Source organism: Streptomyces sp. NPDC048270, assembly GCF_040652335.1.
Taxonomy (GTDB): domain Bacteria; phylum Actinomycetota; class Actinomycetes; order Streptomycetales; family Streptomycetaceae; genus Streptomyces.
The window spans coordinates 242692-267416 of record NZ_JBEZLV010000002.1 but is presented as its reverse complement, the minus strand read 5'-3'; the positions used below and the strand labels follow the sequence as shown (position 1 = coordinate 267416).

Genomic DNA, 24725 nt, shown 5'->3' with positions numbered 1-24725 from the left:
AATCTTGGCCACTGTCTCAAGATCGCCTCCAACGGGTGGGGAAGAACGCGCAAGTCAGCGCGCCGGTAAGGATCCAAAGAGGGTTGCATCCATTACCTGTGGAAGATTAGATTGAGCACATGACACAGGCCCCCGCCGCACCGAAGGCTGCACCGAGACGGCACGATCGAGAGATCTTCGCGCTCGCCGTTCCCGCCTTCGGCGCCCTCGTCGCCGAGCCGCTGTTCCTGATGGCCGACAGCGCCATCGTCGGACACCTCGGGACGCCCCAGCTGGCCGGCCTCGGTATCGCCGCGGCTCTGCTCACCACCGCCGTGAGCGTCTTCGTCTTCCTCGCCTACGCCGCCACCGCGGCCGTCGCCCGCAGGGTCGGGGCAGGCGACCTGCAGGCGGCCATCCGGCAGGGCATGGACGGCATCTGGCTCGCCCTCCTGCTCGGCGCGGCCGTCATCGCCGTGGTCCTGCCCGCCGCGCCGTGGCTGGTCTCCGTCTTCGGAGCCTCCGACACGGTCGCCCCGTACGCCATCACCTATCTGCGGATCTCCGCGTTCGGCATCCCGGCCATGCTCGTGGTGCTGGCCGCCACCGGCGTCCTCCGCGGCCTCCAGGACACCCGTACACCGCTCTACGTCGCCATCGCGGGCTTCGCCCTCAACGGAGGCCTGAACGTCCTCCTCGTCTACGGTGCGGACCTCGGCATCGCGGGCTCCGCCTGGGGCACGGTCATCGCCCAGTGCGCCATGGCCGCCGCATACCTGGTCGTGGTCGTACGCGGCGCCCGGCGGCACGCGGCCTCCCTGCGCCCCGACCTCGCGGGGATCCGGGCCTGTGCACAGGCCGGCGCCCCCCTGCTCGTCCGCACCCTGTCCCTGCGCGCCGTTCTGCTGATCGCGACCGCCGTGGCCGCCCGACTCGGCGACGCCGACATCGCCGCCCACCAGATCCTGCTCTCCCTGTGGAGCCTGCTCGCCTTCGCCCTGGACGCGATCGCGATCGCCGGGCAGGCGATCATCGGCCGCTACCTGGGCGCGGGCGACACCGAAGGCGCGAAGGCCGTGTGCCGCCGCATGGTGCAGTGGGGGATCGTCTCGGGGATCGTGCTCGGCCTGCTGGTCATCCTGGCCCGCCCCGTGTTCATTCCGCTGTTCACCAGCGATCCGGCGGTCGAGGACGCCCTGCTGCCCGCCCTGCTGGTCGTCGCGCTCTCCCAGCCCGTCTCCGGCATCGTCTTCGTGCTCGACGGGGTCCTGATGGGCGCCGGCGACGGCCGCTACCTCGCCTGGGCGATGCTCGTGACGCTCGCCGTGTTCACCCCGGCGGCGCTCCTGGTACCGACGGTGGGAGGCGGCCTGACGACCCTGTGGTGGGCCATGACCCTGATGATGCTGGTCCGTATGGTCACCCTCCAGCTCCGCGCCCGCTCGGGCCGGTGGCTGGTCGCGGGGGCGACGCGCTAGACGGATGTGTTTCACGTGAAACAGGCGCGGGAGGCCGCAGTGGTTTCACGTGAAACAGGCGCGGGAGGCCGCCGTCTGTTTCACGTGAAACATCGCCGCATGACGAAAGGGCCGCACCCCAGCGGGGTGCGGCCCTTCGTGTACGCAGCCCTTAGGCGGCGACGACCTCGACGCCCACGTTCGCGGCCACGTCGGCGTGCAGACGCACGGAGACCTGGTACGAACCGAGGGTCTTGATCGGGGAGCCCAGCTCCACGCGACGCTTGTCGACCTTCGGGCCGCCCGAGGACTCGATCGCCGTGGCGATGTCGGCCGGGGTCACGGAACCGAAGAGACGACCGGCGTCACCCGCGCGGGTGGCCAGACGGACCTTCACGCCCTCGAGCTTGGCCTTGACCTCGTTGGCCTGCTCGATGGTCGCGATCTCGTGGATCTTGCGGGCGCGGCGGATCTGCGCCACGTCCTTCTCGCCACCCTTGGTCCAGCGGATCGCGAAACCACGCGGGACCAGGTAGTTGCGAGCGTAACCGTCCTTGACGTCGACGACATCGCCGGCGGCACCGAGGCCAGAAACCTCGTGGGTCAGGATGATCTTCATTAGTCGGTCACCCTTTCCTTATCGCGCGGTGGACGTGTAGGGCAGCAGCGCCATCTCACGGCTGTTCTTCACGGCCGTGGCGACGTCACGCTGGTGCTGCGTGCAGTTGCCGGTAACGCGGCGGGCACGGATCTTGCCGCGGTCGGAAATGAACTTCCGCAGCATGTTCGTGTCCTTGTAGTCCACGTAAGCGGTCTTGTCCTTGCAGAACGCGCAGACCTTCTTCTTAGGCTTGCGCACAGGCGGCTTCGCCATTGTGTCTCTCCTGTGTGATCAAGAAGTTTGGATGCGAGCTGCCCTAGAAGGGCGGCTCGTCCGAGTAGCCGCCGCCGGAGCCGCCGGAGCTTCCGCCCCAGCCGCCACCGCCGCCGCCGCCCTGCTGCTGCTGGCCGCCGGCAGGCGCGCTGGACGCCCACGGGTCGTCGGAGGGAGCTCCGCCGCCCTGCGGGGCGCCGCCGCTGGGGGCTCCGCCCCAGCCGCCGCCGCCACCGCCGCCGGCCTGCTGCTGACCGCCGCCACCGCCGTATCCACCCTGGCCACCGCGACCGGTGGTCTTGGCGACCTTGGCCGTGGCGTTCTTCAGGCTGGGGCCGACTTCCTCGACGTCCAGCTCGTAGACCGTGCGCTTGACACCCTCACGGTCCTCGTACGACCGCTGCCTCAGCCGGCCCTGCACGATGACGCGCATGCCCCGCTGAAGGGACTCGGCGACGTTCTCCGCCGCCTGCCGCCACACCGAGCAGGTCAGGAACAGGCTCTCGCCGTCCTTCCACTCATTGGTCTGGCGGTCGAAGGTGCGGGGGGTGGACGCGACACGGAACTTCGCGACCGCCGCACCCGAGGGGGTGAAGCGCAGCTCGGGGTCGTCGACGAGATTGCCGACGACCGTGATGACGGTCTCGCCTGCCATGGATGAACCTCTCGGCGGGGATTGCTGCTGGGCTGCTGTGCTACTCGATCCCGATTACCGCTGAACCGAAGTTCAGTGGGTCTCGGGGCGAAGGACCTTGGTCCGGAGAACCGACTCGTTCAGGTTCATCTGTCGGTCAAGCTCCTTGACGACCGCAGGCTCGGCCTGAAGGTCGATGACCGAGTAGATGCCCTCGGGCTTCTTCTTGATCTCGTAAGCGAGACGACGACGGCCCCAGGTGTCGACCTTCTCGACCTTTCCGTTGCCCTCACGGACGACGGAGAGGAAGTTCTCGATCAGCGGGGAGACAGCGCGCTCCTCGAGATCGGGGTCGAGGATGACCATCACTTCGTAGTGACGCATGTGGAACCCACCTCCTTTGGACTCAGCGGCCACGGTCGTTCCGTGGCAGGAGGGTCGTGATGCGTGCGCACGGTGTCCGAGAGCAGACACCGCGCAGCTGTACAGACTACCTCCTCGACTCCTTCCGGTTGAAATCCGGCGCCAGGGGGACACAATCTGTATCCATCGGGTGTGCTCGGTGCTATGCCCCCCGGCACCTGCCGGAGGCGGCCCCGCAGCACCGCTCTGCTCAGCCAGGAGGTGCCTTCCGATGGCACAGGCCATGCGATCCCAGTCCTCACCCCCGCCGATCTCGCTCTTCTCGACCGACGGCAAGTCCCACCCGCTGCAGGACGCCCTGATGGCGGCCACGCTGATCCTCGGCGCCGTGGCGTTCGTCACGGCGTTCTTCCACCACCTGCACCTGCTCAGCTCGTGGGCCGGGCTGATCGGGATCCTCACCGGCGCGTACGGACAGTTCATCTCCGTCACGACACGCGAGCGCTTCGCACTGATCATCGGCCTAGGCGCATCGGCGTTCGGGTTCTTCCTCGGCATGGCGCACGGCGGCCTCTTCGGCGGCTGGCTGGGCTGACCGGGGTACCTCCGCGGCAGGGCGCCGCCCAACAACCGGCCCGGGCCCACGGCCCGTCCCCCAGATGGGTGGCGCCCCTGTCGCAGTAGGCTTCGCGCCATAGCCAGCGAAGCCGCCGGAGGAGACACCCCGCATGAGCCTGTCCCTGAGCACCATCAGCCGAGAGCAGCATCTGGCCTACCTCCAGAGCCTGCCGTCGGCTAGCCACTGCCAGGTCCCGGCATGGGCCGACGTCAAGAACGAGTGGCGCTCGGAGAACCTCGGCTGGTTCGACAAGTCCGGCGAACTCGTCGGTGTGGCTCTGGTGTTGTACCGCCAGCTGCCCAAGGTGAAGCGGTACCTGGCGTACCTCCCGGAGGGCCCGGTCATCAACTGGTACGCCCCGAACCTGGAGGAGTGGCTCCAGCCGATGCTGGCCCACCTCAAGAACCAGGGCGCCTTCACGGTGAAGATGGGCCCGCCCGTCGTCATCCGCCGCTGGAACTCCGCCGCCATCAAGGCCGGGATCCAGGACCCGGACGTCAAGCGCCTGCGCGACGTGGAGGCCTCGGTCATCGAGCCGCGCGCCTTCGAGGTGTCCGACAAGCTGCGCCGCATGGGCTGGCAGCAGGCCGAGGACGGCGGCGCCGGATTCGGCGACGTGCAGCCCCGCTACGTCTTCCAGGTGCCGCTGGCCAACCGTTCGCTGGACGACGTCCTCAAGGGCTTCAACCAGCTGTGGCGCCGCAACATCAAGAAGGCCGAGAAGGCCGGCGTCGAGGTCGTCCAGGGCGGCTACGAGGACCTGCCGACCTGGCAGCACCTGTACGAGATCACGGCCGAGCGCGACAAGTTCCGCCCGCGCCCGCTCAGCTACTTCCAGCGCCAGTGGACGGCCCTCAACTCCGAGGACCCCAACCGCATGCGGCTGTACATCGCCAAGCACGAGGGGGAGCCGCTGGCCGCCGCCACGATGCTCACCGTCGGCCAGCACGTCTGGTACTCGTACGGCGCCTCCGCCAACCACAAGCGCGAGGTGCGCCCGTCCAACGCGATGCAGTGGCGCATGCTGCGCGACTCGTACGCACTGGGCGCGAGCGTCTACGACCTGCGCGGCATCTCTGACACGCTGGACGAGAACGACCACCTGTTCGGACTGATCCAGTTCAAGGTCGGCACGGGCGGCGAGGCCGTCGAGTACGTCGGCGAGTGGGACTTCCCGCTCAACAAGGTGCTGCACAAGGCGCTCGACATCTACATGTCGCGTCGCTGATCCCACCCCCACCCACGCACCGCTGCACCCGCAGCTTTTCAGGAGAGGTTCCGGACGGGCATGGCGCTCACGCTCTACGTCGACACCGCGCGCTGGCGTGCGCACCAGAAGCAGATCCAGGACCGGTTCCCCGGAATGATCCCGGTCTGCAAGGGCAACGGGTACGGCTTCGGCCACGAGCGCCTGTGCGAGGAGGCGACCCGGATGGGCGCCGACGTACTGGCCGTCGGGACGACCTACGAGGCCGCCAGCATCAAGGACTGGTTCGGCGGCGACCTGCTCGTCCTCACCCCGTTCCGGCGGGGCGAGGACCCGGTGCCGCTGCCCGACCGGGTCATCCGCTCGGTGGCCTCGCTGGACGGGGTCCGCGGCCTGGTCGGCGCCCGGGTGGTCATCGAGTGCATGAGCTCGATGCGCCGCCACGGCATCTCCGAGCAGGACCTGGGACAGCTGCACGCGGCGATCGAGGACGTGCGCCTCGAGGGCTTCGCCCTGCACCTGCCGCTGGACCGCCCGGACGGCTCGGACGCCGTCGAGGAGGTCATCGGCTGGATGGACCGGCTGCGCGCGGCCCGGCTGCCGCTGCACACCATGTTCGTCAGCCACCTGCGCGCGGAGGAACTGGCCCGGCTCCAGCAGCAGTTCCCGCAGACCCGCTTCCGTGCGCGGATCGGCACCCGGCTGTGGCTGGGCGACCACGACGCGACCGAGTACCGCGGCGCGGTCCTCGACGTCACGCGCGTGGCCAAGGGCGACCGCTTCGGCTACCGCCAGCAGAAGGCGGCCTCCGACGGCTGGCTGGTGGTCGTGGCCGGCGGTACCTCGCACGGAGTGGGCCTGGAGGCCCCCAAGGCCCTGCACGGCGTGATGCCGCGCGCCAAGGGCGTCGCCCGGGCGGGCCTGGCCACCGTCAACCGCAACCTGTCGCCCTTCGTGTGGGCGGGCAAGCAGCGCTGGTTCGCCGAGCCGCCGCACATGCAGGTGTCGATCCTGTTCGTGCCGTCGGACTCGCCCGAGCCCAAGGTCGGCGACGAGCTCGTGGCGCACCTGCGCCACACCACCACGCAGTTCGACCGGGTGCTCGACGCCTGACCGCCGCGCGCCGGCCGGTCCCCGACGGGCCGGCGCGTCCGGATCAGTCCTTGGGGTGCGTGCCCCAGTCGACCCGCTGACCCTCCGAGGGCGTCGCGTACCGCGGCGCCCTCGCCGCGTCCGACAGCACGAACACGTCCTCGGCCCCGTCCAGGACGCCGCCCGAGGGGTCGTCGGAGCCGTCCCGCCGCACGACGTCCCGTTCGGGCATGAGGATGTCGCGGACGATGACCGCGCACAGGTAGAGGGTGCCCAGCAGATGGGCGGCGATCGCCAGCTGGTAGCCCTCCGTGGGCAGGCCCTGGTGCTTGTCCCCGCTGCTCGTGTAGGCCAGGTAGAACCAGATCCCGAAGAAGTAGGCGACCTCCGTGGCCTGCCAGATCAGGAAGTCGCGCCAGCGCGGCCGGGCCAGCGCCGCGAGCGGGATGAGCCACAGGACGTACTGCGGCGAGTAGACCTTGTTGGCCAGGATGAAGGCGGCCACCACCAGGAAGGCCAGCTGGGCGAAGCGGGGCCGGCGCGGGGCGGTCAGGGTGAGCAGTCCGATGGCTCCGCAGAGCAGGAGCGTCAGCCCGGTCGCGTAGGTGTTGGCGCCGTCCAGGGGGTTGCCCGAGCGCTGGGAGATCAGCAGCCACACGGAGCCGAAGTCGATGGGCCGCTCCTGGCTGAAGGTGTAGAACTTCGTCCAGCCCTCCCAGGCCCCGGCCATGACCGGCAGGTTCACCAGGAGCCAGGACCCGGCCGCGCCGAGGACCGCCCCGCCGAAGGCCCGCCACTTCCCGGCCCGCCAGCAGAGCACGAACAGCACCCCGAGCAGCAGCACCGGGTAGAGCTTCGCCGCGGTGGCCAGGCCGATGAGGACGCCGAAGAGGACCGTCCGGCCCCGGGACCACATGAGCATTCCGGCGGCGGTCAGGGCGATGGCCAGCAGGTCCCAGTTGATCGTCGCGGTCAGCGCGAAGGCCGGCGCGAGGGCGAAGAGCAGGGCGTCCCAGGGGCGGCGGCGGTGGGTCCGGGCCACGCACACGGCGATGACCGCCGCGCAGGCCATCAGCATGCCCGCGTTGACCATCCAGTACATCTGCTCGCGGTGCTGCATGGAGCCGCTGCCGGGCGTGAGCCAGGAGGCGATCTCCATGAACAGCCCGGTGAGCACCGGGTACTCCAGGTACTCCATGTCGCCGGGGAGCCGGTCGAAGTAGGGGGTCAGGTTGTCGGCGAAGCCGCGTACCGCGTAGAGGTGCGGGATGTCGGAGTAGCAGGCGTGGGTGTACTGGGACGCGGCTCCCCGGAACCACGCCCAGTCGTAGCAGGGCAGTTTCTGCACCATGCCCAGCGCGAACATGCCGATGGCGAGCAGGGCCACCACCCGGACGGGCCCCAGCCAGTGGCCGCCGAGCCGGGCGTGGCGGCCGACGGGGCCGCCGAGGAACTCACTGCCCGCTGCGGAGACCTCGTCCTGCTGGGTGGGCAGTACGGGGCTGTCCTCGTGCACCTTCGTCATGGGGCTCATCCTGCCGTACGGGGCCGGACATGGGGGAAGGCCGCCGCACCCCGTGCGACGGCCTTCCCCGAGCAGGTGGGCGGGTGCGGTCAGTCGGCCGCCGCGCCCGTGGGCCAGCCCGTGCTGCCGCCGGGGCGGCCGGGCCTGGTGTTCGTCGGCGACGGCGATCCGCTGGGACCGCCGATGATCCCGCCGTCGGTCCCGCCGTCCGTGCCCCCGTTCGTCCCCCCGTTGGAGGTCCCGCCGGTGGTGTCCGGGTTGCAGTACAGCTCCCACGGCTTACAGGACGGCTTGCCGCCCTTCGACGGGGTCGGGGACGGCGGCGGCGGGCTGCTCGACGGCGAGGTCGAGGGCGACGCGGACGGCGACGCGGGGGCCGTGGGGGTCGGGGAGGGGGCCCCCGCCGAGTCGGCCTTCACGCCGATGTCCTCGGCCTCCGGGAACTTCGTGAGCGGGGCGCCCTTGAGCGCCTCGCGCATGTACTCGGTCCAGATGACGGCCGGGATGTCACCGCCGTGGATGGAGTCGGTGCCGCCCACGCCGTTCATGGACTGCAGCTCCTTGTCCTTCGAGTTGGGGTTGGAGCGGAAGAGGACCACGGAGGTGGACAGCTCCGGGGTGTAGCCGACGAACCAGGCGGACTTGTTCTCGTCGGTGGTGCCGGTCTTGCCCGCGGCGGGCCGGCCCAGCTTCTTGGCCTTGGTGCCGGTGCCGTTCTGGATGACGTTCTCCAGGACCTTGGTGACGTTGTCCGCGACGGCGTTGTCCATGGCCCGCTGGGCCGTGGGGGCCTCGAAGCCTGGCAGCTTGTCGCCGTTCTTCTTGACCTCGGTCACGGAGTACGGCTCGCGGTGCATGCCGGAGGCGGCGAAGGTGGCGTACGAGTCAGCCATCCGGATGGCGCTGGGGGTGGAGGTGCCCAGGGCGAAGGAGGCGTCGTTGTTCGGGTTCAGCGACTCTTCCAGGATGCCCGTGGACTTGGCCACGTTGCGCACCTTCTCGTGGCCGACGTCGAAGACGAGCTGGGCGAACGGGACGTTGATGGACTTCTCCATCGCCTCGGTGAGGGTCACGTAGCCGTAGGGGGTGGGGCTCTCGTTCTTCTGCTTGAACGGGCTGCCGGAGGCGTCGCGCAGCGGCCTGCCCTCCCGGTTGTTGATCACGGTGAGGTCGTTGGCCTGGTACTTGCTGTCGACCGAGATGCCCTGGCCCTTGGAGTTCTGGGTGCCGTACTCCATCGCCGCCGCCAGCACGTACGGCTTCCAGGTCGAGCCGACCGGGACGCCGCTGGTGTTGGCGTTGTTGCTGAAGTACTTCTGGTCCCAGCCGGGTCCGCCGTAGATCGCGACGATCTTGCCGGTCTTCACGTCCACGGAGGAGGCGCCGAACTGCACGAACGTGTCGAACTCCGGCCGCTTCTTCTCGTCGAGGAATTCGTTGCGGGTGTCCTCGACGGCCTTGGCCAGGGCGTCGACCTTCGGCTTCTCGAAGGTGGTCCTGATCGTGTAGCCGCCCAGGGCCATCTGCTCGGCGGTGATGTGCGCGTTCTTCATCACGTACGCCTTGGCGGTGTCGACCAGGTAGCCGATCTGCCCGGTCATGCCGCGGGCCTGCTCCGACTCGATGCGCGGGGGGAACTCGGCGTCCGTGTACTTGGCCCGCTCGCCCTTGTCCATCCGGCCGACCTCGACCTCGCGGTCGAGCACCCAGGCCCAGCGCTTCCTGGCCCGCTGCTCGTTGAGGGCGGGGGTGGCGGCCGCGCCGATGCCGCCGTCCGGGTTGTACAGGTTGGGGCCCTTGAGCACGGAGGCCAGGAAGGCGCTCTCGGCGGGGTTGAGGTCCTTGCAGTCCTTGCCGAAGTAGGCGCGGGCCGCGGCCTGGATGCCGTAGGCGTCGCGGCCGTAGTAGGCGGTGTTGAGGTAGCCCGCGAGGACCGTGTCCTTCTCCTCGGAGACGCCCAGCCTGATGGCGATGAAGAGCTCGGTGACCTTGCGCTTGAGCGTCTGGTCCGAGTCCAGGTAGGTGTTCTTCACGTACTGCTGGGTGATCGTCGAGCCGCCCTGGGTGGAGCCGCCGGTGGCCATGTTCCACACGGCCCGGCCGATGCCCATCGGGTCGACGCCCTTGTCCGTCTCGAAGGACTCGTTCTCCGCGGCGATCACCGCGTCCCTCATCGACCGCGGGATGTCGGAGATGGGGACGATCTGGCGGTTCATCGAACCGCCGGTCGCCACCATCTGGGTGCCGTCGGCCCACTCGAAGACGTTGTTCTGGGCCTGGGCTGCCTTGTGCGGGTCGGGCGTGCTCACCATGGCGATGCCGATGCCCGCCCCGGCGGTGACGACCGCGAAGAAGCCCAGTGCCGTGCCGGACACCAGCTTCCAGGAGGGCACGAAGCGCTTCCACCCGTCCCGGTCGGACCGCGGGTAGTTGACGAGGCGCTTGTCGGGGCGCGCGGTGCCGCCGCGGGCGGCCCGGCCGGAGGCTCTGCCTCCACGGCCGGCGGACCCTCTCTGGGCGGCGCGGCGGGCCTCTGCACGGCTGCCGTGCGCGGACGGTTCCGCATACGGCCCGCTGGGTGAGGCGGTGGGAACGTCACGTCCGGATCCGGCGCCCCGGCCGGGACGCTGCTGGGCAGCCCGGCGGGCCGAGGCCCGCCCACCACCTTGGGGCTGCGACGGTTTGCGGCGGTGCTCGCTCATCGAACGACTACTCCTCGGGCAGGCGAGTGGCCTGGAAGCGGCAGGTGAATTCCGGTTCCCCCGGTGTCCTGGCGCACAGACTACGCACGCTCAAAACCCGACCAGTGCCGAAGTTCACCCCAAATCAGGCAACTTGCATCGTACGAATTGGTGATGTGACGCCGGTCACCACGTCACCCCTTGTCGCTGGACGCGCACCGTTCTATCGTCTGGATGTATCGAGTCGATACATCAGCTCGGTATAAAGACTCAGGGCCGAGAGCTCGGAGTCAGAGTCGGAGGAGAGGCAGGCGGATGAGCAGGCGCTCAGGCATCCTCGAATTCGCCGTCCTCGGCCTGCTTCGCGAATCCCCCATGCACGGGTATGAGCTGCGCAAGCGGCTCAACACCTCGCTCGGGGTGTTCAGGGCCTTCAGCTACGGGACGCTCTATCCCTGCCTCAAGACGCTCGTCGCCAACGGCTGGTTGATAGAGGAGCCGGGCAATGCCCCGGAAGACGCGCTCGCCGCTTCACTCGCAGGGCGGCGCGCCAAGATCGTCTATCGGTTGACGGCCGCGGGCAAGGAGCACTTCGAGGAGCTCCTCTCCCATACGGGACCCGACACCTGGGAGGACGAGTCCTTCGCCGCCCGCTTCGCCTTCTTCGGCCAGACCGAACGAGACGTGCGCATGCGGGTACTGGAGGGCCGCCGCAGCCGGCTTGAGGAGCGTCTGGAGAAGATGCGCGCCTCACTGGCCCGCACGCGGGAACGCCTCGACGACTACACGCTGGAGCTGCAGCGGCACGGCATGGAGTCCGTGGAGCGCGAAGTGCGCTGGCTGAACGAGCTCATCGAGAGCGAGCGGGCGGGACGGGATCGGAGACGACCCGGTCCGTCCGACGAAACTGAAAAATGAGGCCTGCATCTCGCAGACCTCGTCCGAGAACAAACAGGGAGCAACCGGAATGGGTTCGGTTCGCGTAGCCATCGTCGGCGTAGGCAACTGCGCCGCCTCGCTGGTGCAGGGCGTCGAGTACTACAAGGACGCCGACCCGGCGGCCAAGGTCCCCGGTCTGATGCACGTCCAGTTCGGCGACTACCACGTGCGTGACATCGAGTTCGTCGCCGCGTTCGACGTCGACGCGAAGAAGGTCGGCCTCGACCTTTCGGACGCCATCGGCGCCAGCGAGAACAACACCATCAAGATCTGCGACGTCCCGAACACGGGCGTCACCGTGCAGCGCGGCCACACCTACGACGGTCTGGGCAAGTACTACCGCCTGACCATCGAGGAGTCCGCCGAGGCTCCGGTCGACGTGGTGCAGATCCTCAAGGACCGCCAGGTCGACGTCCTGATCTGCTACCTGCCCGTCGGCTCCGAGGACGCGGCGAAGTTCTACGCCCAGTGCGCCATCGACGCCAAGGTCGCCTTCGTCAACGCCCTCCCGGTCTTCATCGCCGGCACCAAGGAGTGGGCCGACAAGTTCACCGAGGCCGGTGTCCCGATCGTCGGCGACGACATCAAGTCGCAGGTCGGCGCCACCATCACGCACCGCGTGATGGCCAAGCTGTTCGAGGACCGCGGTGTCCGTCTTGAGCGCACCATGCAGCTCAACGTCGGCGGCAACATGGACTTCAAGAACATGCTCGAGCGCGACCGCCTCGAGTCGAAGAAGATCTCCAAGACGCAGGCCGTCACCTCGCAGATCCCCGACCGCGAGCTCGGCGAGAAGAACGTCCACATCGGCCCGTCCGACTACGTCGCGTGGCTCGACGACCGCAAGTGGGCCTACGTCCGCCTCGAGGGCCGCGCCTTCGGCGACGTCCCGCTGAACCTCGAGTACAAGCTCGAGGTGTGGGACTCCCCGAACTCCGCCGGTGTCATCATCGACGCCCTGCGCGCCGCGAAGATCGCCAAGGACCGCGGTATCGGCGGCCCGATCCTGTCGGCGTCCAGCTACTTCATGAAGTCCCCGCCGGTGCAGTACTTCGACGACGAGGCCTACGCGAACGTCGAGAAGTTCATCAAGGGCGAGGTCGAGCGCTAGTCGAGCCCCTGGGGTCCGCGAGGACACCTGGACTTCGGCTGTTCTTCCGCGGAGGGTCCCCGGGCAATATGCCCGGGGACCCTCCGCGTATGTGACCCTTGCCCTCATGCCTGTCGTACGTGATCTGCGCGTACTCCTGCGCCTGCGGGACTTCCGCAACCTGCTCGCCGTACGGCTGCTCTCCCAGGCGGCAGACGGCGTCTACCAGGTAGCGCTGGCCACCTATGTCGTGTTCTCCCCCGAGAAGCAGACCTCGCCGGCGGCCATCGCCTCGGCCATGGCGGTGCTCCTGCTGCCGTATTCGGCGATCGGCCCCTTCGCCGGCGTGCTGCTCGACCGCTGGCGCCGCCGCCAGGTCTTCCTCTACGGCAACCTGCTGCGCGCCTTCCTCGCCTGCGTCACCGGCATGCTGATCGTCGCCCAGGTCCCCGACTGGCTGTTCTACGCGTCGGCGCTGTCCGTGACCGCCGTCAACCGCTTCGTCCTGGCCGGGCTCTCCGCGTCCCTGCCCCACGTCGTCGGCACCGGCCAGCTGGTCACCGCGAACGCCCTCTCCCCGACCGCCGGGACCCTCGCGGCGACCGCCGGCGGGGGACTGGCCTTCCTCGTCCGGCTGCTGGCCGACGACGCCGACTCCCTCGTCGTCCTGCTCGGGGCCGGGCTCTACCTGACCGCGGGCCTCGCCTCCCTGCGCCTGGCCATCGGCCTCCTCGGGCCCGACCACCCCCCTGGCCGGCTCCACCCCTCGGTCGCCGAGGGCGTCGCCCTCACCGTTCGGGGCATGGCCGAAGGGCTGCGGCACCTCGGCTCCCGCCGGGAGGCGGCCCGGGCGCTGACCGCGATGACCGCGATGCGGTTCTGCTACGGGGCGCTGTTCGTGATGCTGCTCATGCTCTGCCGCTACTCGTGGTCGGAGAGCGAGGCCGACGGGCTGGCCCTGCTGGGGATCGCGGTCGGCGTCTCGGGGGCCGGGTTCTTCACGGCCGCCGTCGTCACTCCCTGGATGGTGGACCGGCTGGGACCGCTGGGCTGGATCACCGCCTGCTCGGCGGGCGCCGCGGTCCTCGTCCCGGCCCTCGGCCTGTTCTTCACCCCCGGGCCGATGCTGGCCGCCGCGTTCGTCCTCGGCCTCGCCACCCAGGGCGCCAAGATCTCCACCGACACGGTGGTGCAGTCCCGGGTGGACGACGACTACCGCGGCCGGGTCTTCTCCGTCTACGACGTGCTCTTCAACGTCGCCTTCGTCAGCGCCGCGGCGGTGGCCTCCCTGATGCTCCCCGTGAACGGGCAGTCCGTGCCGCTGGTCCTCTGCGTGGCTGCCCTCTACGCCGCCACCGCGGCGCTGCTGGGCCGGCAGGGGCGACGTTTCACGTGAAACATCGCCGCCCGCGGGAGAACCGGGCCGGTGTTTCACGTGAAACACCGGCTCCGGCACTCCGGCTTCACGCCTGCGCGGCCCACCACTCCTCGAGGGCGGTGACGGCCGCGTCGTGCCCCACCGGGCCGTTCTCCAGCCGCAGCTCCAGTAGGAAGGCGTAGGCCTTCCCGATCACCGGACCGGGGCCGACGTCCAGCACCCGCATGATCTCGTTTCCGTCCAGATCGGGCCGGATCGCGTCCAGCTCCTCCCGCTCCTGCAGCTGCGCGATGCGCTCCTCCAGGCCGTCATAGGTCCGGGAGAGCGCGTTGGCCTTGCGCTTGTTGCGCGTGGTGCAGTCCGACCTGGTCAGCTTGTGCAGGCGCTCCAGCAGCGGGCCGGCGTCGCGTACGTAGCGCCGCACCGCGGAGTCCGTCCACTCGCCGTCGCCGTAGCCGTGGAAGCGCAGGTGCAGCTCCACCAGCCGGGACACGTCCTTGATGATGTCGTTGGAGTACTTCAGAGCCGTCAGGCGCTTCTTGGTCATCTTCGCGCCCACCACCTCGTGGTGGTGGAAGGAGACCCTGCCGTCGCTCTCGAAGCGCCGGGTACGGGGCTTGCCGATGTCGTGCAGCAGGGCGGCCAGCCGCAGCACCAGGTCCGGGCCGTCCTCCTCCAGCGCGATCGCCTGCTCCAGCACGATCAGCGAGTGGTCGTAGACGTCCTTGTGGCGGTGGTGTTCGTCACTCTCCAGCCGCAGCGCGGGCAGCTCGGGCAGGACCCGGTCGGCCAGCCCGGTGTCCACGAGCAGGCCCAGGCCCTTGCGCGGGCCGGCGGACAGGATCAGCTTGTTCAGCTCGCCCTGCACCCGCTCCGCCGAGACGATCTCGATCCGGTCCGACATGGCCTTCATGGCCGCGACCACCTCGGGGGCGACCTCGAAGTCCAGCTGCGCGGCGAAGCGCGCCGCCCGCAGCATCCGCAGCGGATCGTCCGAGAACGAGTCCTCGGGGGTGCCGGGGGTGCGCAGCACCCCTGCGGCCAGGTCCTCGAGACCACCGTGCGGATCGATGAACTGCTGCTCCGGCAGGGCCAGCGCCATGGCGTTGACCGTGAAGTCGCGCCGGACCAGGTCCTCCTCGATCGAGTCGCCGTAGGAGACCTCCGGCTTGCGCGAGGTCCGGTCGTAGGCCTCCGAGCGGTACGTCGTCACCTCGATCTGGAAGCCGGCCTTCTGTGCCCCGACGGTGCCGAAGGCGATGCCGACGTCCCACACCGAGTCGGCCCACGGCCGGACGATCTTCAAAACGTCCTCGGGGCGGGCATCGGTGGTGAAGTCGAGATCGTTGCCGAGACGCCCGAGCAGCGCGTCGCGGACGGACCCGCCGACCAGGGCGAGGCGGAAGCCCGCCTCCTGGAAACGGCGGCCGAGCTCGTCGGCGACAGGAGCGACCCGCAGCAGTTCACTCACCGCGCGGCGCTGCACCTGACTCAGGGCACTGGGGTTGTCTTCGTTGGCGTTCGGCACAACAGAAAAGGGTACGTGTCCCGCCCGGCGCGGGCTTCCCCCTTTATCGCGACCCCGGTACCCCGCTGCCCCGGGGCTGAGCCGATCATGTGGAGCAAGGGGCGGCACTCGCGCACAGCGGGTCTCGTTACCATGCGTGGACGCACAGACGACGACCACTGACACTTCGAGGGACGGGCTAGCGCGTGGCCGAGGCGGCAGACATCCTGGGGGCGTCCCCCACTCCTGTCCGGCGCCGCTGGCTGCGGCGCGCGGTGGTCCTGCTCGCCGGGACGCCCGTCCTCGCCGCCCTGGTCTACTCTCCCGCCCCCGAGGCCCAGGCCGCCCAGGCGGCCACCGTCGACGTCCAGCTGACTTCGATGACCCCCGCCGCCCCGGTCAAGGGCGACACCCTGACCATCACGGGCACCGTGGTCAACGACGGATCCGAGACGATCAACGACGCGCACGTGGGCCTGCGGGTCGGGCCCCTCCTCGCGGACCGCGCCTCGATCGACGAGGCGGCCGAGCGCACCGGCTTCCGGGCGGGCATCGACCCCGGGGAGATCGACCAGGCCCACGCCGTGAAGATCGCCTCGCTGCCGTCGAAGGTCAACCAGACCTTCACCCTCACGGTCCCGGTGAACAAGCTGGAACTGGACAAGGACGGGGTCTACCAGCTCGGCGTCTCCCTGTCCGGGGTGACCGAGAGCCGCCCGTCCGAGCAGGTCCTGGGCATCCAGCGCACCTTCCTGCCCTGGCAGCCGGAGGCAGCGGCCAAGCGGGCCCAGCTCACCTACGTGTGGCCGCTGATCTCCACCACCCACGTGACCGCGGAAACCGGATCGGACGAGACCCAGACCCCCGTCTTCCTCGACGACTCCCTCGCGGAGGAGCTCAAGTCGGGCGGCCGGCTGGAGCGGATGGTCGCGCTCGGCAAGGACCTGCCCATCACCTGGGTCATCGACCCGGACCTGCTGTACACGGTCGACGCGATGACCAAGGGCTACCGGGTCCGCGTCCCGGGCGGAAAGTCCGTCCAGGGCAAGAACAAGGCCGTCGCCGAACAGTGGCTGAGCTCCCTGGAAGCGGCCGTCCAGGGCAAGAAGGTCGTGGCCCTGCCCTTCGGGGACCCCGACCTCGCCTCCCTCGCGCACCGCGGCAAGGACGTCTCGGGGAGCCTGGGCCAGCTGCGGCCGGCCACCGACAAGGCGAAGCAGGCTGTCGAGACGGTCCTGCACGTCCCCGCCTCCACCGACTTCTCCTGGCCCGCGAACGGGGCCATCGACCCCTCGATCGTGAACGTCGCCACCTCGGCCGGCGCCCACAACATCCTCACCCGCAGCGACAGCCTCTCGGAGAGCGGAGCCCTCGGGTACACCCCCTCGGCCGCCCGCCCCATCGGCGCGGGCGCCACCGCCGTCGTCGCCGACGCGGAACTGTCCACCGCCTTCGACGGCGACATGCTGAGCGCCGGGAACTCCACCCTCGCCCTGCAGCGGTTCCTCGCCCACACCCTCGCCCTGAACCTGCAGAAGACCGACGAACAGCGCAGCTTCGTCGTCGCCCCTCAGCGGATGCCCAGCGTCAGCCAGGTGGGGACCATGGCCGATGCCGTCCGCGCCCTCCAGGCCGGGCGCTGGACCCAGCAGGGCGACCTCGAGAGCGCCGCCGCGGCCAAGCCCGACCCCGCGGCCGCCACCCAGGTGCCGGGCGCCGGGCAGTACCCCGAGGACCTGCGCAAGCAGGAGCTGCCGGTGACCGCCTTCGAGAAGATCCGGACCACCCAGAACACCCTCGACCACTTCAAGGTCATCCTCGCCGCGCCCGACCGCGTGGAGATCCCCTTCGGGAACACCACCAACCGGGAGATGTCCACCTCCTGGCGCGGCCGCCCCGCGGAGGCCGCCCTCTACCGGGACCAGGTACAGGACTATCTGATCGGCCTCACCGAGAAGGTCAAGATCATTCCCAAGTCCGACGCCACCTTGTCGGGCCACAGCGCCACCATCCCGGTGAGCGTCCAGAACAGCCTCGTACAGGACGTCCACGACCTCGTCCTGCGGGTGAAGTCCGCCAACCCCACCCGCCTGATGTTCGGCGACAAGGGCCAGGCCGAACAGCAGGTCACCGTCCAGGGCGACCACACCCAGACGATCAAGTTCCCCGCGAACGCCACCGCGAGCGGCCCCGTCGAGGTCACCGCGCAGCTCTTCACCAAGGACGGCGTCCCCTACGGCAAGGAACGAAAGTTCACCGTCGACGCCACCGAGATCACCCCCACCGTCATGCTCGTCATCGCCGGCGGTGTGCTCCTCCTCGTCCTGGCGGGCATCAAGATGTACGCCAGCCGCAAGCGCGTCGCGGCGCGCGCGGCCGCCGAGGAGAGCACGCAGCAGAGTGACGAGTCCCCGGACACCGGACCGCAAAGCACGGACGGGTCCGGCACGAGTGAGACAGTGGACCGTTGAGCGATGCCGTGGCCGGTCGGCCTGGGGACGATGAGGTGGGGTTTCGATGAACGCGCCGTACGACGGTGACCGCGCGCAGGGCACTGGTGGGCCTACGCCCTCCCAGGGCACTGCCCCGGGCACCCCGGTGCCCGGGCAGGTTCCCGCGCCTGCGCCCGCGCCGGACCGCGACCCGTATGTCCAGGACGCCTACGACTACGACCCGTACCGGTCCCAGGACCTGTCCGCGCAGGATCCCGTGGCCGAGGTCCTCTACGACCGGGCGGCACACCCCCCGCCGCCACCCGGCACCTACCAGGAGGCCGGCCCGCTCTACGCGGCGCCCACGGCGCCCTCCTACGCCCCCGATCCGCGCGTCTGGGCCCAGACCCCGCCGCCCGAGCCGGACGGCCCCTCCCGCCACCTCCCGTACGGCGACCACGCCAACACGACCCAGTTCGTCGGCGTGGACTCCCTCGTCACCCAGGCGGCGGACGAACAGCCCGAGCCCGATGCCTTCGCCCACCTGTACCGGGACCAGGAGGCGGCCCCCCGCACCCCCGCCGAGGAGGCCCCCGTCGCCGCCCCGGCACCGGCCAAGCCCGCCGGACGCGCGTCCAGCCTGCTGAAGTCCAGCGCGCTCATGGCCGCGGGCACCATCGTCTCCCGTATCACCGGCTTCCTGCGGACCCTGGTCATCGCCGGTGCCATCGGCGTCGGCACCTTCAACGACACGTACCAGATCGCCAACACCCTGCCGACGATGATCTACGTGCTGGTCGGCGGCGGCGCCCTGAACGCCGTCTTCATCCCGCAGCTGGTCCGGGCCATGAAGAACGACAGCGACGGCGGCCAGGCGTACGCCAACCGGCTGCTGACCCTCGTCGTCGTCCTGCTGGCCGGCATCACCACCATCTGCGTCCTGGCCGCACCCGTGTTCATCACGATGATGTCGCCGAAGATCGCCTCCGACCCGCAGCAGATGGACGTCGCGGTCGCCTTCGCCCGCTACTGCCTGCCCACCATGTTCTTCATGGGCGTGCACGTGGTCCTCGGTCAGATCCTCAACGCCCGCGGCCGCTTCGGCGCGATGATGTGGACCCCGGTCCTCAACAACATCGTCGTCATCGCCACCTTCGGCGCCTTCATCTGGGCCTTCGGCGGCTTCACGACCTCCGGCGTCAACGCCTCCACCGTCACCGCCGACGGCGTCCGACTGCTGGGCCTCGGCACCCTGTTGGGCCTCACCGTCCAGGCCCTGGCGATGCTGCCCTACCTGCGCGACGCCGGCTTCAAGCCGCGCCTGCGCTTCGACTGGAAGGGCCACGGCCTCGGCAAGGCCGCCCGCCTGGCCAAGTGGACGTTCTTCTTCGTCCTCGCCAACCAGATCGGGCTCGTCGTCGTCACCCAGCTCGCCACGTGGGCCGGATCCGTCGCCGAGAAGCAGGGCCACTCCGGCACCGGCATCACCGCCTACAACTACGCGCTGCTGCTCTGGCAGATGCCGCAGGCCATCATCACCGTCTCCGTCATGACCGCCGTCCTGCCGCGCATCTCCCGGTCCGCCCACGACGGGGACGCCGCCGCCGTCCGCGACGACATCTCCTACGGGCTGCGCACCTCCGCCGTCGCGATCGTGCCCTGCGCCTTCGCCTTCCTCGCCCTCGGCGTCCCCATGGCCACGCTGCTCTACGCCGGCTCCGGCTCCGGGGCCCAGAACATCGGCTACGTGCTGATGGCCTTCGGCCTCGGACTGATCCCGTACTCGGTGCAGTACGTGGTCCTGCGCGGCTTCTACGCCTACGAGGACACCCGGACGCCCTTCTACAACACCGTCATCGTCGCCGCCGTCAACGCGGCGGGCTCAGCGGCCTCCTTCTTCCTCCTCCCCGCCCGGTGGGCCGTCGTGGGCATGGCCGCCGCCTACGGGCTCGGCTACGCCGTCGGCGTGGGTGTCGCCTGGCGCCGCCTGAAGAACCGCCTCGGCGGCGACCTCGACGGCGCCCACGTGATGCGCACCTACGCCCGCCTCACCGGCGCCTGCGTCCCCGCGGCCGCGGTGGCCGGCGCCGTCGCCTACGGCGTCACCCGCTGGCTCGGCAGCGGAGTCGCCGGCTCCGCCGCCTCCCTCGTGGCCGGCGGCCTCGCCCTGGCCGCGGTGTTCCTCATCGCCGCCAAGCGGATGCGGATCGAAGAGCTCAACTCGATGGTCGGAATGGTCCGCGGACGACTGGGGCGCTGATGCGCACAACCGTCGCCCCCCTTCGTGTGTCGTGCATAGCGTCGGACTGTGGGCACAATTGGCATGGCTTCGCAGACTGGCCGACAGTGCGCAACGGATGGGGAGGCGGGAACGACGGTGGCGGAACGTAGCACGGCTGCCGTCGACGTGGCAGACAACAGTGGCGACAAGCCGCTGGCCGCGAAAGCGGACAAGGCCACGGCCGACGGGGTGGACACCCAGAACGGACGAGCCGCGGACGGACCCATGACCGAAAAGGACGGCGAACGCACGACCGCGGCCCCCACGGCCGCACCCGAACTCCACAGCGGCCACAAGCTCGCCAGACGCTACCGGCTCGAGGAGTGCGTCACCCGTGTGGACGGATTCAGCAGCTGGCGTGCGATGGACGAGAAGCTGCGGCGGGCCGTCGGCGTCCACCTGCTGCCCGCCGACCATCCGCGGGCCCGGTCCGTCCTTGCCGCCGCCCGCTCCTCCGCCCTCCTCGGCGACCCCCGGTTCGTCCAGGTCCTCGACGCGGTGGAGGAGAACGACCTGGTCTACGTCGTCCATGAATGGCTGCCCGACGCCACCGAGCTCACCGCGCTCCTCGCCGCGGGCCCCCTGGAGCCCCACGAGGCCTACCAGCTCGTCAGCCAGATCTCCCAGGCCATGACCGCGGCCCACCGCGAAGGCCTCTCCCATCTGCGCCTGACTCCCAGCGCGATACTGCGCACCTCCACCGGGCAGTACCGCATCCGCGGCCTCGCCGTGAACGCCGCCCTGCGCGGCATCACCAGCGAGACGCCGCAGCGCGCCGACACCGAGGCCATCGGCGCCCTCCTGTACGCCGCGCTCACCCAGCGCTGGCCGTACGAGAGCGACGCCTACGGCCTCACCGGCCTGCCGAAGGGCGTCGGCCTGATCGCCCCCGACCAGGTCCGCGCCGGGGTCCACCGGGGCCTGGGCGAGCTCGCCATGCGCGCCCTCGCCAACGACGGGGCCACCGCCTCCCGTCAGGAGCCCGCCTTCACCACCCCGGAGGAGCTGGCCAAGGCCGTCGCCGCGATGCCCCGCATCCGGCCTCCGGAGCCCGCCTTCACCGCCCCGCCGGAGTACCAGCACACCACCTACCAGCAGGGCAGCTACGGCCGTCCCACGCCTTCCGGTGCCAACACCGCCCAGGTGCGGCCCATCGTGCCCCCGCCGCCGCCTCTGCAGAGCCGTACGGGCCGGGCGCTCAAGTGGGGTGTCGCCGCCCTGCTCATCGCCGCCCTCGGCCTGGGCAGCTGGCAGCTCGCCGACACCCTGCTCGACCACGGCAAGGGCGGAACCAACGGCCCGAACCAGACGCAGACCGAGTCCGACGACGCCCCCAAGCCGATCACCCTGGGCAAGCCGATCAGCATCGCCGATGTCTCCGTGTTCGCGCCCGACCCGGACCCGCTGAACACCAAAGACAGCCACAAGGCCGTCGACGGCAACGCGGAGACCGGCTGGTCGACCCCCCGGTACGACGGCTACGCCAACTTCGGCAACCTGCCGAACCGCAGGGGCGGCAGCGGCATCATCGTCGATCTCGGCAGCGTGCAGGACGTGGCCGGGATTGATCTGGACCTCTTCGCGAGCGGCCAGAAGCTCCAGGTCCGGGCCGCCGCGCCGGATGCCTCCTCACCGTCGGAGCTCTCCCAGTTCTCCCAGCCGATCACCGAGCTGAAGGACGTCGAGAAGAAGCTGAAGGCCACCCTCGACAAGCCGGTCCGCACCCGGTACGTGCTGATCCACATCACCTCCCTGCCTCCCGAGGGAGCGGACAGCTACCGGGGCGGCATCAACGAGATCAAGATCCTCGGCACGACCCCCTGAGGTCCGGTCCGTCCTCGCGGGCCCGCTGCGCCACCGGCACGGCGGGCCCTCGTCAATTCCCCCGCCCAGGCCGTAATCTCCCCCCGGGAGGCGAGGTGTGATGCACGACGCGACGACCGGCGACGCGAGCGACGCGGACCTGCTGGCCCGGCACGTGGCCGGAGACCCCGACGCCTTCGGTGAGCTCGTACGGCGCCACCGGGACCGGCTCTGGGCCGTGGCCCTGCGGACCCTCGGCGACCGCGAGGAGGCCGCCGACGCGGTGCAGGACGCCCTCGTCTCCGCCTACCGGGCCGCCCACACCTTCCGCGGGGAATCCGCCGTCACCACCTGGCTGCACCGCATCACCGTCAACGCCTGCCTCGACCGGGCCCGCAAGGCCGCCTCCCGCAAGACCTCGCCCCTCGATGACACAGAGCGCCTGGAGCGCCTCCTGGAGCCCCACGAGTCCGCCGAGGCCCCGGCGGAGCGCGAGGACCTCCACCGCCAGCTCCTGGCCGCCCTCAGCACCCTCCCCGCCGAACAGCAGGCGGTACTCGTCCTCGTCGACATGCAGGGCTACCCCGTCGCCGAGGCCGCCGACATCCTCGATGTCCCCACCGGGACCGTGAAGAGCCGGTGCGCACGCGGCCGGGCGAAACTCCTCCCGATGCTCACTCATCTGCGCACGAATGCCGGGGATAACACCGCCACCGAGCGGGGAAGGAACCGGACGCCGGGGACAGCCGTCCCACCAGCGGCAGAGCCCAGGCATCCAGACCCAGACGCAGTGAAGGGCGGAGGTGGACGACCGTGAGCCCCACCACCGGCACGACCGGCACGATCCGGCACCCGGACGTCTCGGAGATCTCCGACCTGACCGAAGGACTCCTCTCGCCGGCCCGCAGCGCCGAAGTCCGCCGCCACCTCGGCGACTGCGCGCTGTGCGCCGACGTACGCGCCTCCCTGGACGAGATCCGGGCCCTGCTGGGCACGCTCCCCGGACCGGCCAGGATGCCCGCCGACATCGCGGGCCGCATCGACGCCGCCCTCGCCGCGGAGGCGCTCCTCGACGCCACCACGCCCCAGGCCTCCGACCAGAGCAGCGACCGGCCCGCCGGGACGGCCCGGCCCGGCCCTGGCGACCGCGGTGTTTCACGTGAAACACCGGCGAAGGGCCCCGCCCAGCCCGCCGGTCACCCGACCGGCCCAACCGGCCCCGGCCGGCGCCGCCGGGCCCGCCGCCGGATCGCCGTGCTCGCGGGACTGACCGGGGCCGCCGCCTGCGCCCTCGGGATCTTCCTGTTCGGCGACCTCACCGGCCCGCCCGCGCAGACGGCCCGCGACAGGGCGAGCTCCGCGGCCGAGCCGCGCACCGCCGACGGCTCCTACACCGCCCAAGGCCTCCCGAACACGGTCCGCCGGCTCCTCGCCTCCGAAGAGGCCCCCGGTGGCGACCCGCAGGAGCAGAACAACACGTACGGGATGGAGAACACCTCTCCGGCCCCCGGGATCGCCCCCGACGACCGCCGGGCGGCCCCCGTCCCGGCCTGCGTCCAGAAGGCGACGGGCCGCCCCGACCTCCCGATCGCCGCCGAACGCGGCAGCTACCAGGGCACTCCCGTCTTCCTGCTCGTCCTGCCCCACCCGGGCGACACCTCCCGCGTGGACGCCTACCTCGTCGACAGCGGCTGCGAGAGCGCCCCGGACACCACCGGGAAGGTCCTGCTCACGAACAGCTATGCCCGAAGCTGAGGCATCGGTTCCCACACCGGTCCGGCCCGGGAATGCATGCGCCGTAGGATCCGTTGGGTGGGGTGAGAGTCCGCACCGGCCCCCGGTAGGCAGCACGCAGTCCGCAGAGACGAGGAAGAAACCCGTGAGCGACGTCCGAAACGTGATCATCATCGGATCCGGACCGGCCGGTTACACCGCCGCCCTGTACACCGCACGTGCTTCGCTCAAGCCGCTGGTCTTCGAAGGCGCCGTCACCGCTGGTGGCGCCCTGATGAACACCACCGAGGTGGAGAACTTCCCCGGGTTCCAGGACGGCATCATGGGCCCGGACCTCATGGACAACATGCGCGGCCAGGCCGAGCGCTTCGGCGCCGAGCTGGTCCCGGACGACGTCGTGTCCGTGGACCTCACCGGTGAGATCAAGACCGTCACCGACACCGCCGGCACCGTGCACCGCGCCAAGGCCGTCATCGTCACCACCGGCTCCCAGCACCGCAAGCTCGGCCTGCCGAACGAGGACGCGCTCTCCGGACGCGGCGTCTCCTGGTGCGCCACCTGTGACGGGTTCTTCTTCAAGGACCACGACATCGCCGTCGTCGGCGGCGGCGACACCGCGATCGAGGAAGCGACCTTCCTCTCCCGGTTCGCCAAGTCCGTCACGATCGTCCACCGCCGCGACAGCCTGCGCGCCTCGAAGGCCATGCAGGACCGCGCCTTCGCCGACCCGAAGATCAAGTTCGCCTGGGACAGCGAGGTCGCCGAGATCCACGGCGAGCAGAAGCTCTCCGGTCTCACCCTGCGCAACACCAAGACCGGCGAGACCTCCGCGCTGCCCGTGACCGGCCTGTTCATCGCCGTCGGCCACGACCCCCGCACCGAGCTGTTCAAGGACCAGCTGGAGCTCGACGGCGAGGGCTACCTCAAGGTCGATGCCCCCTCCACCCGGACCAGCGTGACCGGCGTCTTCGGCGCCGGCGACGTCGTGGACCACACCTACCGTCAGGCCATCACCGCGGCGGGCACCGGCTGCTCCGCCGCGCTGGACGCCGAGCGCTTCCTCGCCGCCCTCGCGGACGCCGAGAAGGCCCACGCGACCGTCTGACCCCGTACCCGCCCCACCCCACACC

The 24725-nt window shown here is 70.3% G+C and carries 20 protein-coding genes; 13 read left to right on the top strand and 7 right to left on the bottom strand.

The window, feature by feature from the left end:
• Positions 1 to 119 precede the first annotated feature (119 nt).
• Entirely contained in the window at positions 120 to 1457 is a 1338-nt protein-coding gene (locus AB0D66_RS02670; protein WP_362295514.1) for an MATE family efflux transporter, read from the top strand.
• 151 nt (positions 1458 to 1608) lie between these two features.
• Here AB0D66_RS02670 and rplI read toward each other — a convergent pair whose 3' ends face one another.
• The 4 genes from rplI to rpsF form a co-directional block, all read right to left on the bottom strand.
• Positions 1609 to 2055 carry a 50S ribosomal protein L9 gene (gene rplI / locus AB0D66_RS02665; RefSeq protein WP_360902748.1) on the bottom strand — a complete coding sequence of 149 codons (447 nt, stop codon included), beginning with the start codon at positions 2053 to 2055 and terminating at the stop codon, positions 1609 to 1611.
• An 18-nt stretch (positions 2056 to 2073) separates the two neighbouring features.
• Positions 2074 to 2310: a 30S ribosomal protein S18 gene (gene rpsR / locus AB0D66_RS02660; RefSeq protein ID WP_005315025.1), complete on the bottom strand. Its 237-nt coding sequence runs from the start codon at positions 2308 to 2310 to the stop codon at positions 2074 to 2076.
• Positions 2311 to 2353: 43 nt separating this feature from the next.
• On the bottom strand, positions 2354 to 2965 hold the full coding sequence (locus tag AB0D66_RS02655; RefSeq protein ID WP_362295509.1) for a single-stranded DNA-binding protein: 612 nt from the start codon (positions 2963 to 2965) through the stop codon (positions 2354 to 2356).
• 72 nt (positions 2966 to 3037) lie between these two features.
• A complete protein-coding gene (gene rpsF / locus AB0D66_RS02650) occupies positions 3038 to 3328 on the bottom strand; it encodes a 30S ribosomal protein S6 (protein WP_004950685.1) in 291 nt (96 codons plus the stop codon).
• Between the two features lie 250 nt (positions 3329 to 3578).
• Here rpsF and AB0D66_RS02645 point away from each other — a divergent pair, with 250 nt between their 5' ends.
• From AB0D66_RS02645 to AB0D66_RS02635, 3 genes are all read left to right on the top strand, one after another.
• Positions 3579 to 3902: a hypothetical protein gene (locus tag AB0D66_RS02645; protein WP_362295506.1), complete on the top strand. Its 324-nt coding sequence runs from the start codon at positions 3579 to 3581 to the stop codon at positions 3900 to 3902.
• Positions 3903 to 4035: 133 nt separating this feature from the next.
• A complete protein-coding gene (locus AB0D66_RS02640) occupies positions 4036 to 5154 on the top strand; it encodes a peptidoglycan bridge formation glycyltransferase FemA/FemB family protein (protein ID WP_362295503.1) in 1119 nt (372 codons plus the stop codon).
• 60 nt (positions 5155 to 5214) lie between these two features.
• Entirely contained in the window at positions 5215 to 6246 is a 1032-nt protein-coding gene (locus AB0D66_RS02635; RefSeq protein WP_361750173.1) for an alanine racemase, read from the top strand.
• 43 nt (positions 6247 to 6289) lie between these two features.
• Here AB0D66_RS02635 and AB0D66_RS02630 read toward each other — a convergent pair whose 3' ends face one another.
• Positions 6290 to 7750, bottom strand: a complete 1461-nt coding sequence (locus AB0D66_RS02630; RefSeq protein WP_362295500.1) for a glycosyltransferase 87 family protein — start codon at positions 7748 to 7750, stop codon at positions 6290 to 6292.
• A gap of 89 nt (positions 7751 to 7839) precedes the next feature.
• Complete coding sequence (locus tag AB0D66_RS02625; RefSeq protein ID WP_362295497.1) at positions 7840 to 10143, bottom strand: transglycosylase domain-containing protein; 2304 nt, start codon at positions 10141 to 10143, stop codon at positions 7840 to 7842.
• Positions 10144 to 10746: 603 nt separating this feature from the next.
• Here AB0D66_RS02625 and AB0D66_RS02620 point away from each other — a divergent pair.
• The 3 genes from AB0D66_RS02620 to AB0D66_RS02610 all read left to right on the top strand — a co-directional run bounded on the left by AB0D66_RS02620 (position 10747) and on the right by AB0D66_RS02610 (position 13856).
• On the top strand, positions 10747 to 11349 hold the full coding sequence (locus AB0D66_RS02620) for a PadR family transcriptional regulator (protein WP_069921079.1): 603 nt from the start codon (positions 10747 to 10749) through the stop codon (positions 11347 to 11349).
• Between the two features lie 49 nt (positions 11350 to 11398).
• Positions 11399 to 12481 (top strand): inositol-3-phosphate synthase, encoded by a 1083-nt coding sequence (locus AB0D66_RS02615; RefSeq protein WP_069921078.1) that lies wholly within the window; start codon positions 11399 to 11401, stop codon positions 12479 to 12481.
• A gap of 106 nt (positions 12482 to 12587) precedes the next feature.
• Positions 12588 to 13856 carry an MFS transporter gene (locus AB0D66_RS02610; RefSeq protein WP_362295493.1) on the top strand — a complete coding sequence of 423 codons (1269 nt, stop codon included), beginning with the start codon at positions 12588 to 12590 and terminating at the stop codon, positions 13854 to 13856.
• A 67-nt stretch (positions 13857 to 13923) separates the two neighbouring features.
• Here AB0D66_RS02610 and AB0D66_RS02605 read toward each other — a convergent pair whose 3' ends face one another.
• Positions 13924 to 15366 carry a CCA tRNA nucleotidyltransferase gene (locus AB0D66_RS02605; RefSeq protein ID WP_362295490.1) on the bottom strand — a complete coding sequence of 481 codons (1443 nt, stop codon included), beginning with the start codon at positions 15364 to 15366 and terminating at the stop codon, positions 13924 to 13926.
• Between the two features lie 185 nt (positions 15367 to 15551).
• Between AB0D66_RS02605 and AB0D66_RS02600 the strand changes: the two genes are divergently transcribed.
• The 6 genes from AB0D66_RS02600 (at position 15552) to trxB (ending at position 24700) form a co-directional block, all read left to right on the top strand.
• Positions 15552 to 17816 (top strand): DUF6049 family protein, encoded by a 2265-nt coding sequence (locus AB0D66_RS02600; RefSeq protein WP_362295487.1) that lies wholly within the window; start codon positions 15552 to 15554, stop codon positions 17814 to 17816.
• A 46-nt stretch (positions 17817 to 17862) separates the two neighbouring features.
• Positions 17863 to 20037, top strand: coding sequence for a murein biosynthesis integral membrane protein MurJ (murJ, locus tag AB0D66_RS02595; RefSeq protein WP_362295484.1), 2175 nt, complete (start codon positions 17863 to 17865; stop codon positions 20035 to 20037).
• Positions 20038 to 20154: 117 nt separating this feature from the next.
• Positions 20155 to 21882, top strand: a complete 1728-nt coding sequence (locus AB0D66_RS02590; RefSeq protein WP_362295481.1) for a protein kinase family protein — start codon at positions 20155 to 20157, stop codon at positions 21880 to 21882.
• 100 nt (positions 21883 to 21982) lie between these two features.
• Positions 21983 to 22678: an RNA polymerase sigma factor SigM gene (gene sigM, locus AB0D66_RS02585; RefSeq protein WP_362295478.1), complete on the top strand. Its 696-nt coding sequence runs from the start codon at positions 21983 to 21985 to the stop codon at positions 22676 to 22678.
• Positions 22675 to 23616, top strand: coding sequence for a hypothetical protein (locus tag AB0D66_RS02580; RefSeq protein ID WP_362295475.1), 942 nt, complete (start codon positions 22675 to 22677; stop codon positions 23614 to 23616). The genes sigM and AB0D66_RS02580 overlap by 4 nt, the downstream gene beginning before the upstream one ends.
• Before the next feature lie 124 nt (positions 23617 to 23740).
• Positions 23741 to 24700 carry a thioredoxin-disulfide reductase gene (gene trxB / locus AB0D66_RS02575; RefSeq protein WP_362295472.1) on the top strand — a complete coding sequence of 320 codons (960 nt, stop codon included), beginning with the start codon at positions 23741 to 23743 and terminating at the stop codon, positions 24698 to 24700.
• The last annotated feature ends 25 nt before the right edge of the window (positions 24701 to 24725 follow it).

Coding starts and splice junctions, on each gene's coding strand:
- AB0D66_RS02635 (WP_361750173.1), top strand. CDS start 5,215: ATGGCGCTCACGCTCTACGTCGACACCGCGCGCTGGCGTGCGCACCAG.
- AB0D66_RS02670 (WP_362295514.1), top strand. CDS start 120: ATGACACAGGCCCCCGCCGCACCGAAGGCTGCACCGAGACGGCACGAT.
- AB0D66_RS02630 (WP_362295500.1), bottom strand. CDS start 7,750: ATGACGAAGGTGCACGAGGACAGCCCCGTACTGCCCACCCAGCAGGAC.
- murJ (WP_362295484.1), top strand. CDS start 17,863: ATGAACGCGCCGTACGACGGTGACCGCGCGCAGGGCACTGGTGGGCCT.
- rplI (WP_360902748.1), bottom strand. CDS start 2,055: ATGAAGATCATCCTGACCCACGAGGTTTCTGGCCTCGGTGCCGCCGGC.
- AB0D66_RS02655 (WP_362295509.1), bottom strand. CDS start 2,965: ATGGCAGGCGAGACCGTCATCACGGTCGTCGGCAATCTCGTCGACGAC.
- sigM (WP_362295478.1), top strand. CDS start 21,983: ATGCACGACGCGACGACCGGCGACGCGAGCGACGCGGACCTGCTGGCC.
- rpsR (WP_005315025.1), bottom strand. CDS start 2,310: ATGGCGAAGCCGCCTGTGCGCAAGCCTAAGAAGAAGGTCTGCGCGTTC.
- AB0D66_RS02640 (WP_362295503.1), top strand. CDS start 4,036: ATGAGCCTGTCCCTGAGCACCATCAGCCGAGAGCAGCATCTGGCCTAC.
- AB0D66_RS02610 (WP_362295493.1), top strand. CDS start 12,588: ATGCCTGTCGTACGTGATCTGCGCGTACTCCTGCGCCTGCGGGACTTC.
- AB0D66_RS02620 (WP_069921079.1), top strand. CDS start 10,747: ATGAGCAGGCGCTCAGGCATCCTCGAATTCGCCGTCCTCGGCCTGCTT.
- rpsF (WP_004950685.1), bottom strand. CDS start 3,328: ATGCGTCACTACGAAGTGATGGTCATCCTCGACCCCGATCTCGAGGAG.
- AB0D66_RS02615 (WP_069921078.1), top strand. CDS start 11,399: ATGGGTTCGGTTCGCGTAGCCATCGTCGGCGTAGGCAACTGCGCCGCC.
- AB0D66_RS02645 (WP_362295506.1), top strand. CDS start 3,579: ATGGCACAGGCCATGCGATCCCAGTCCTCACCCCCGCCGATCTCGCTC.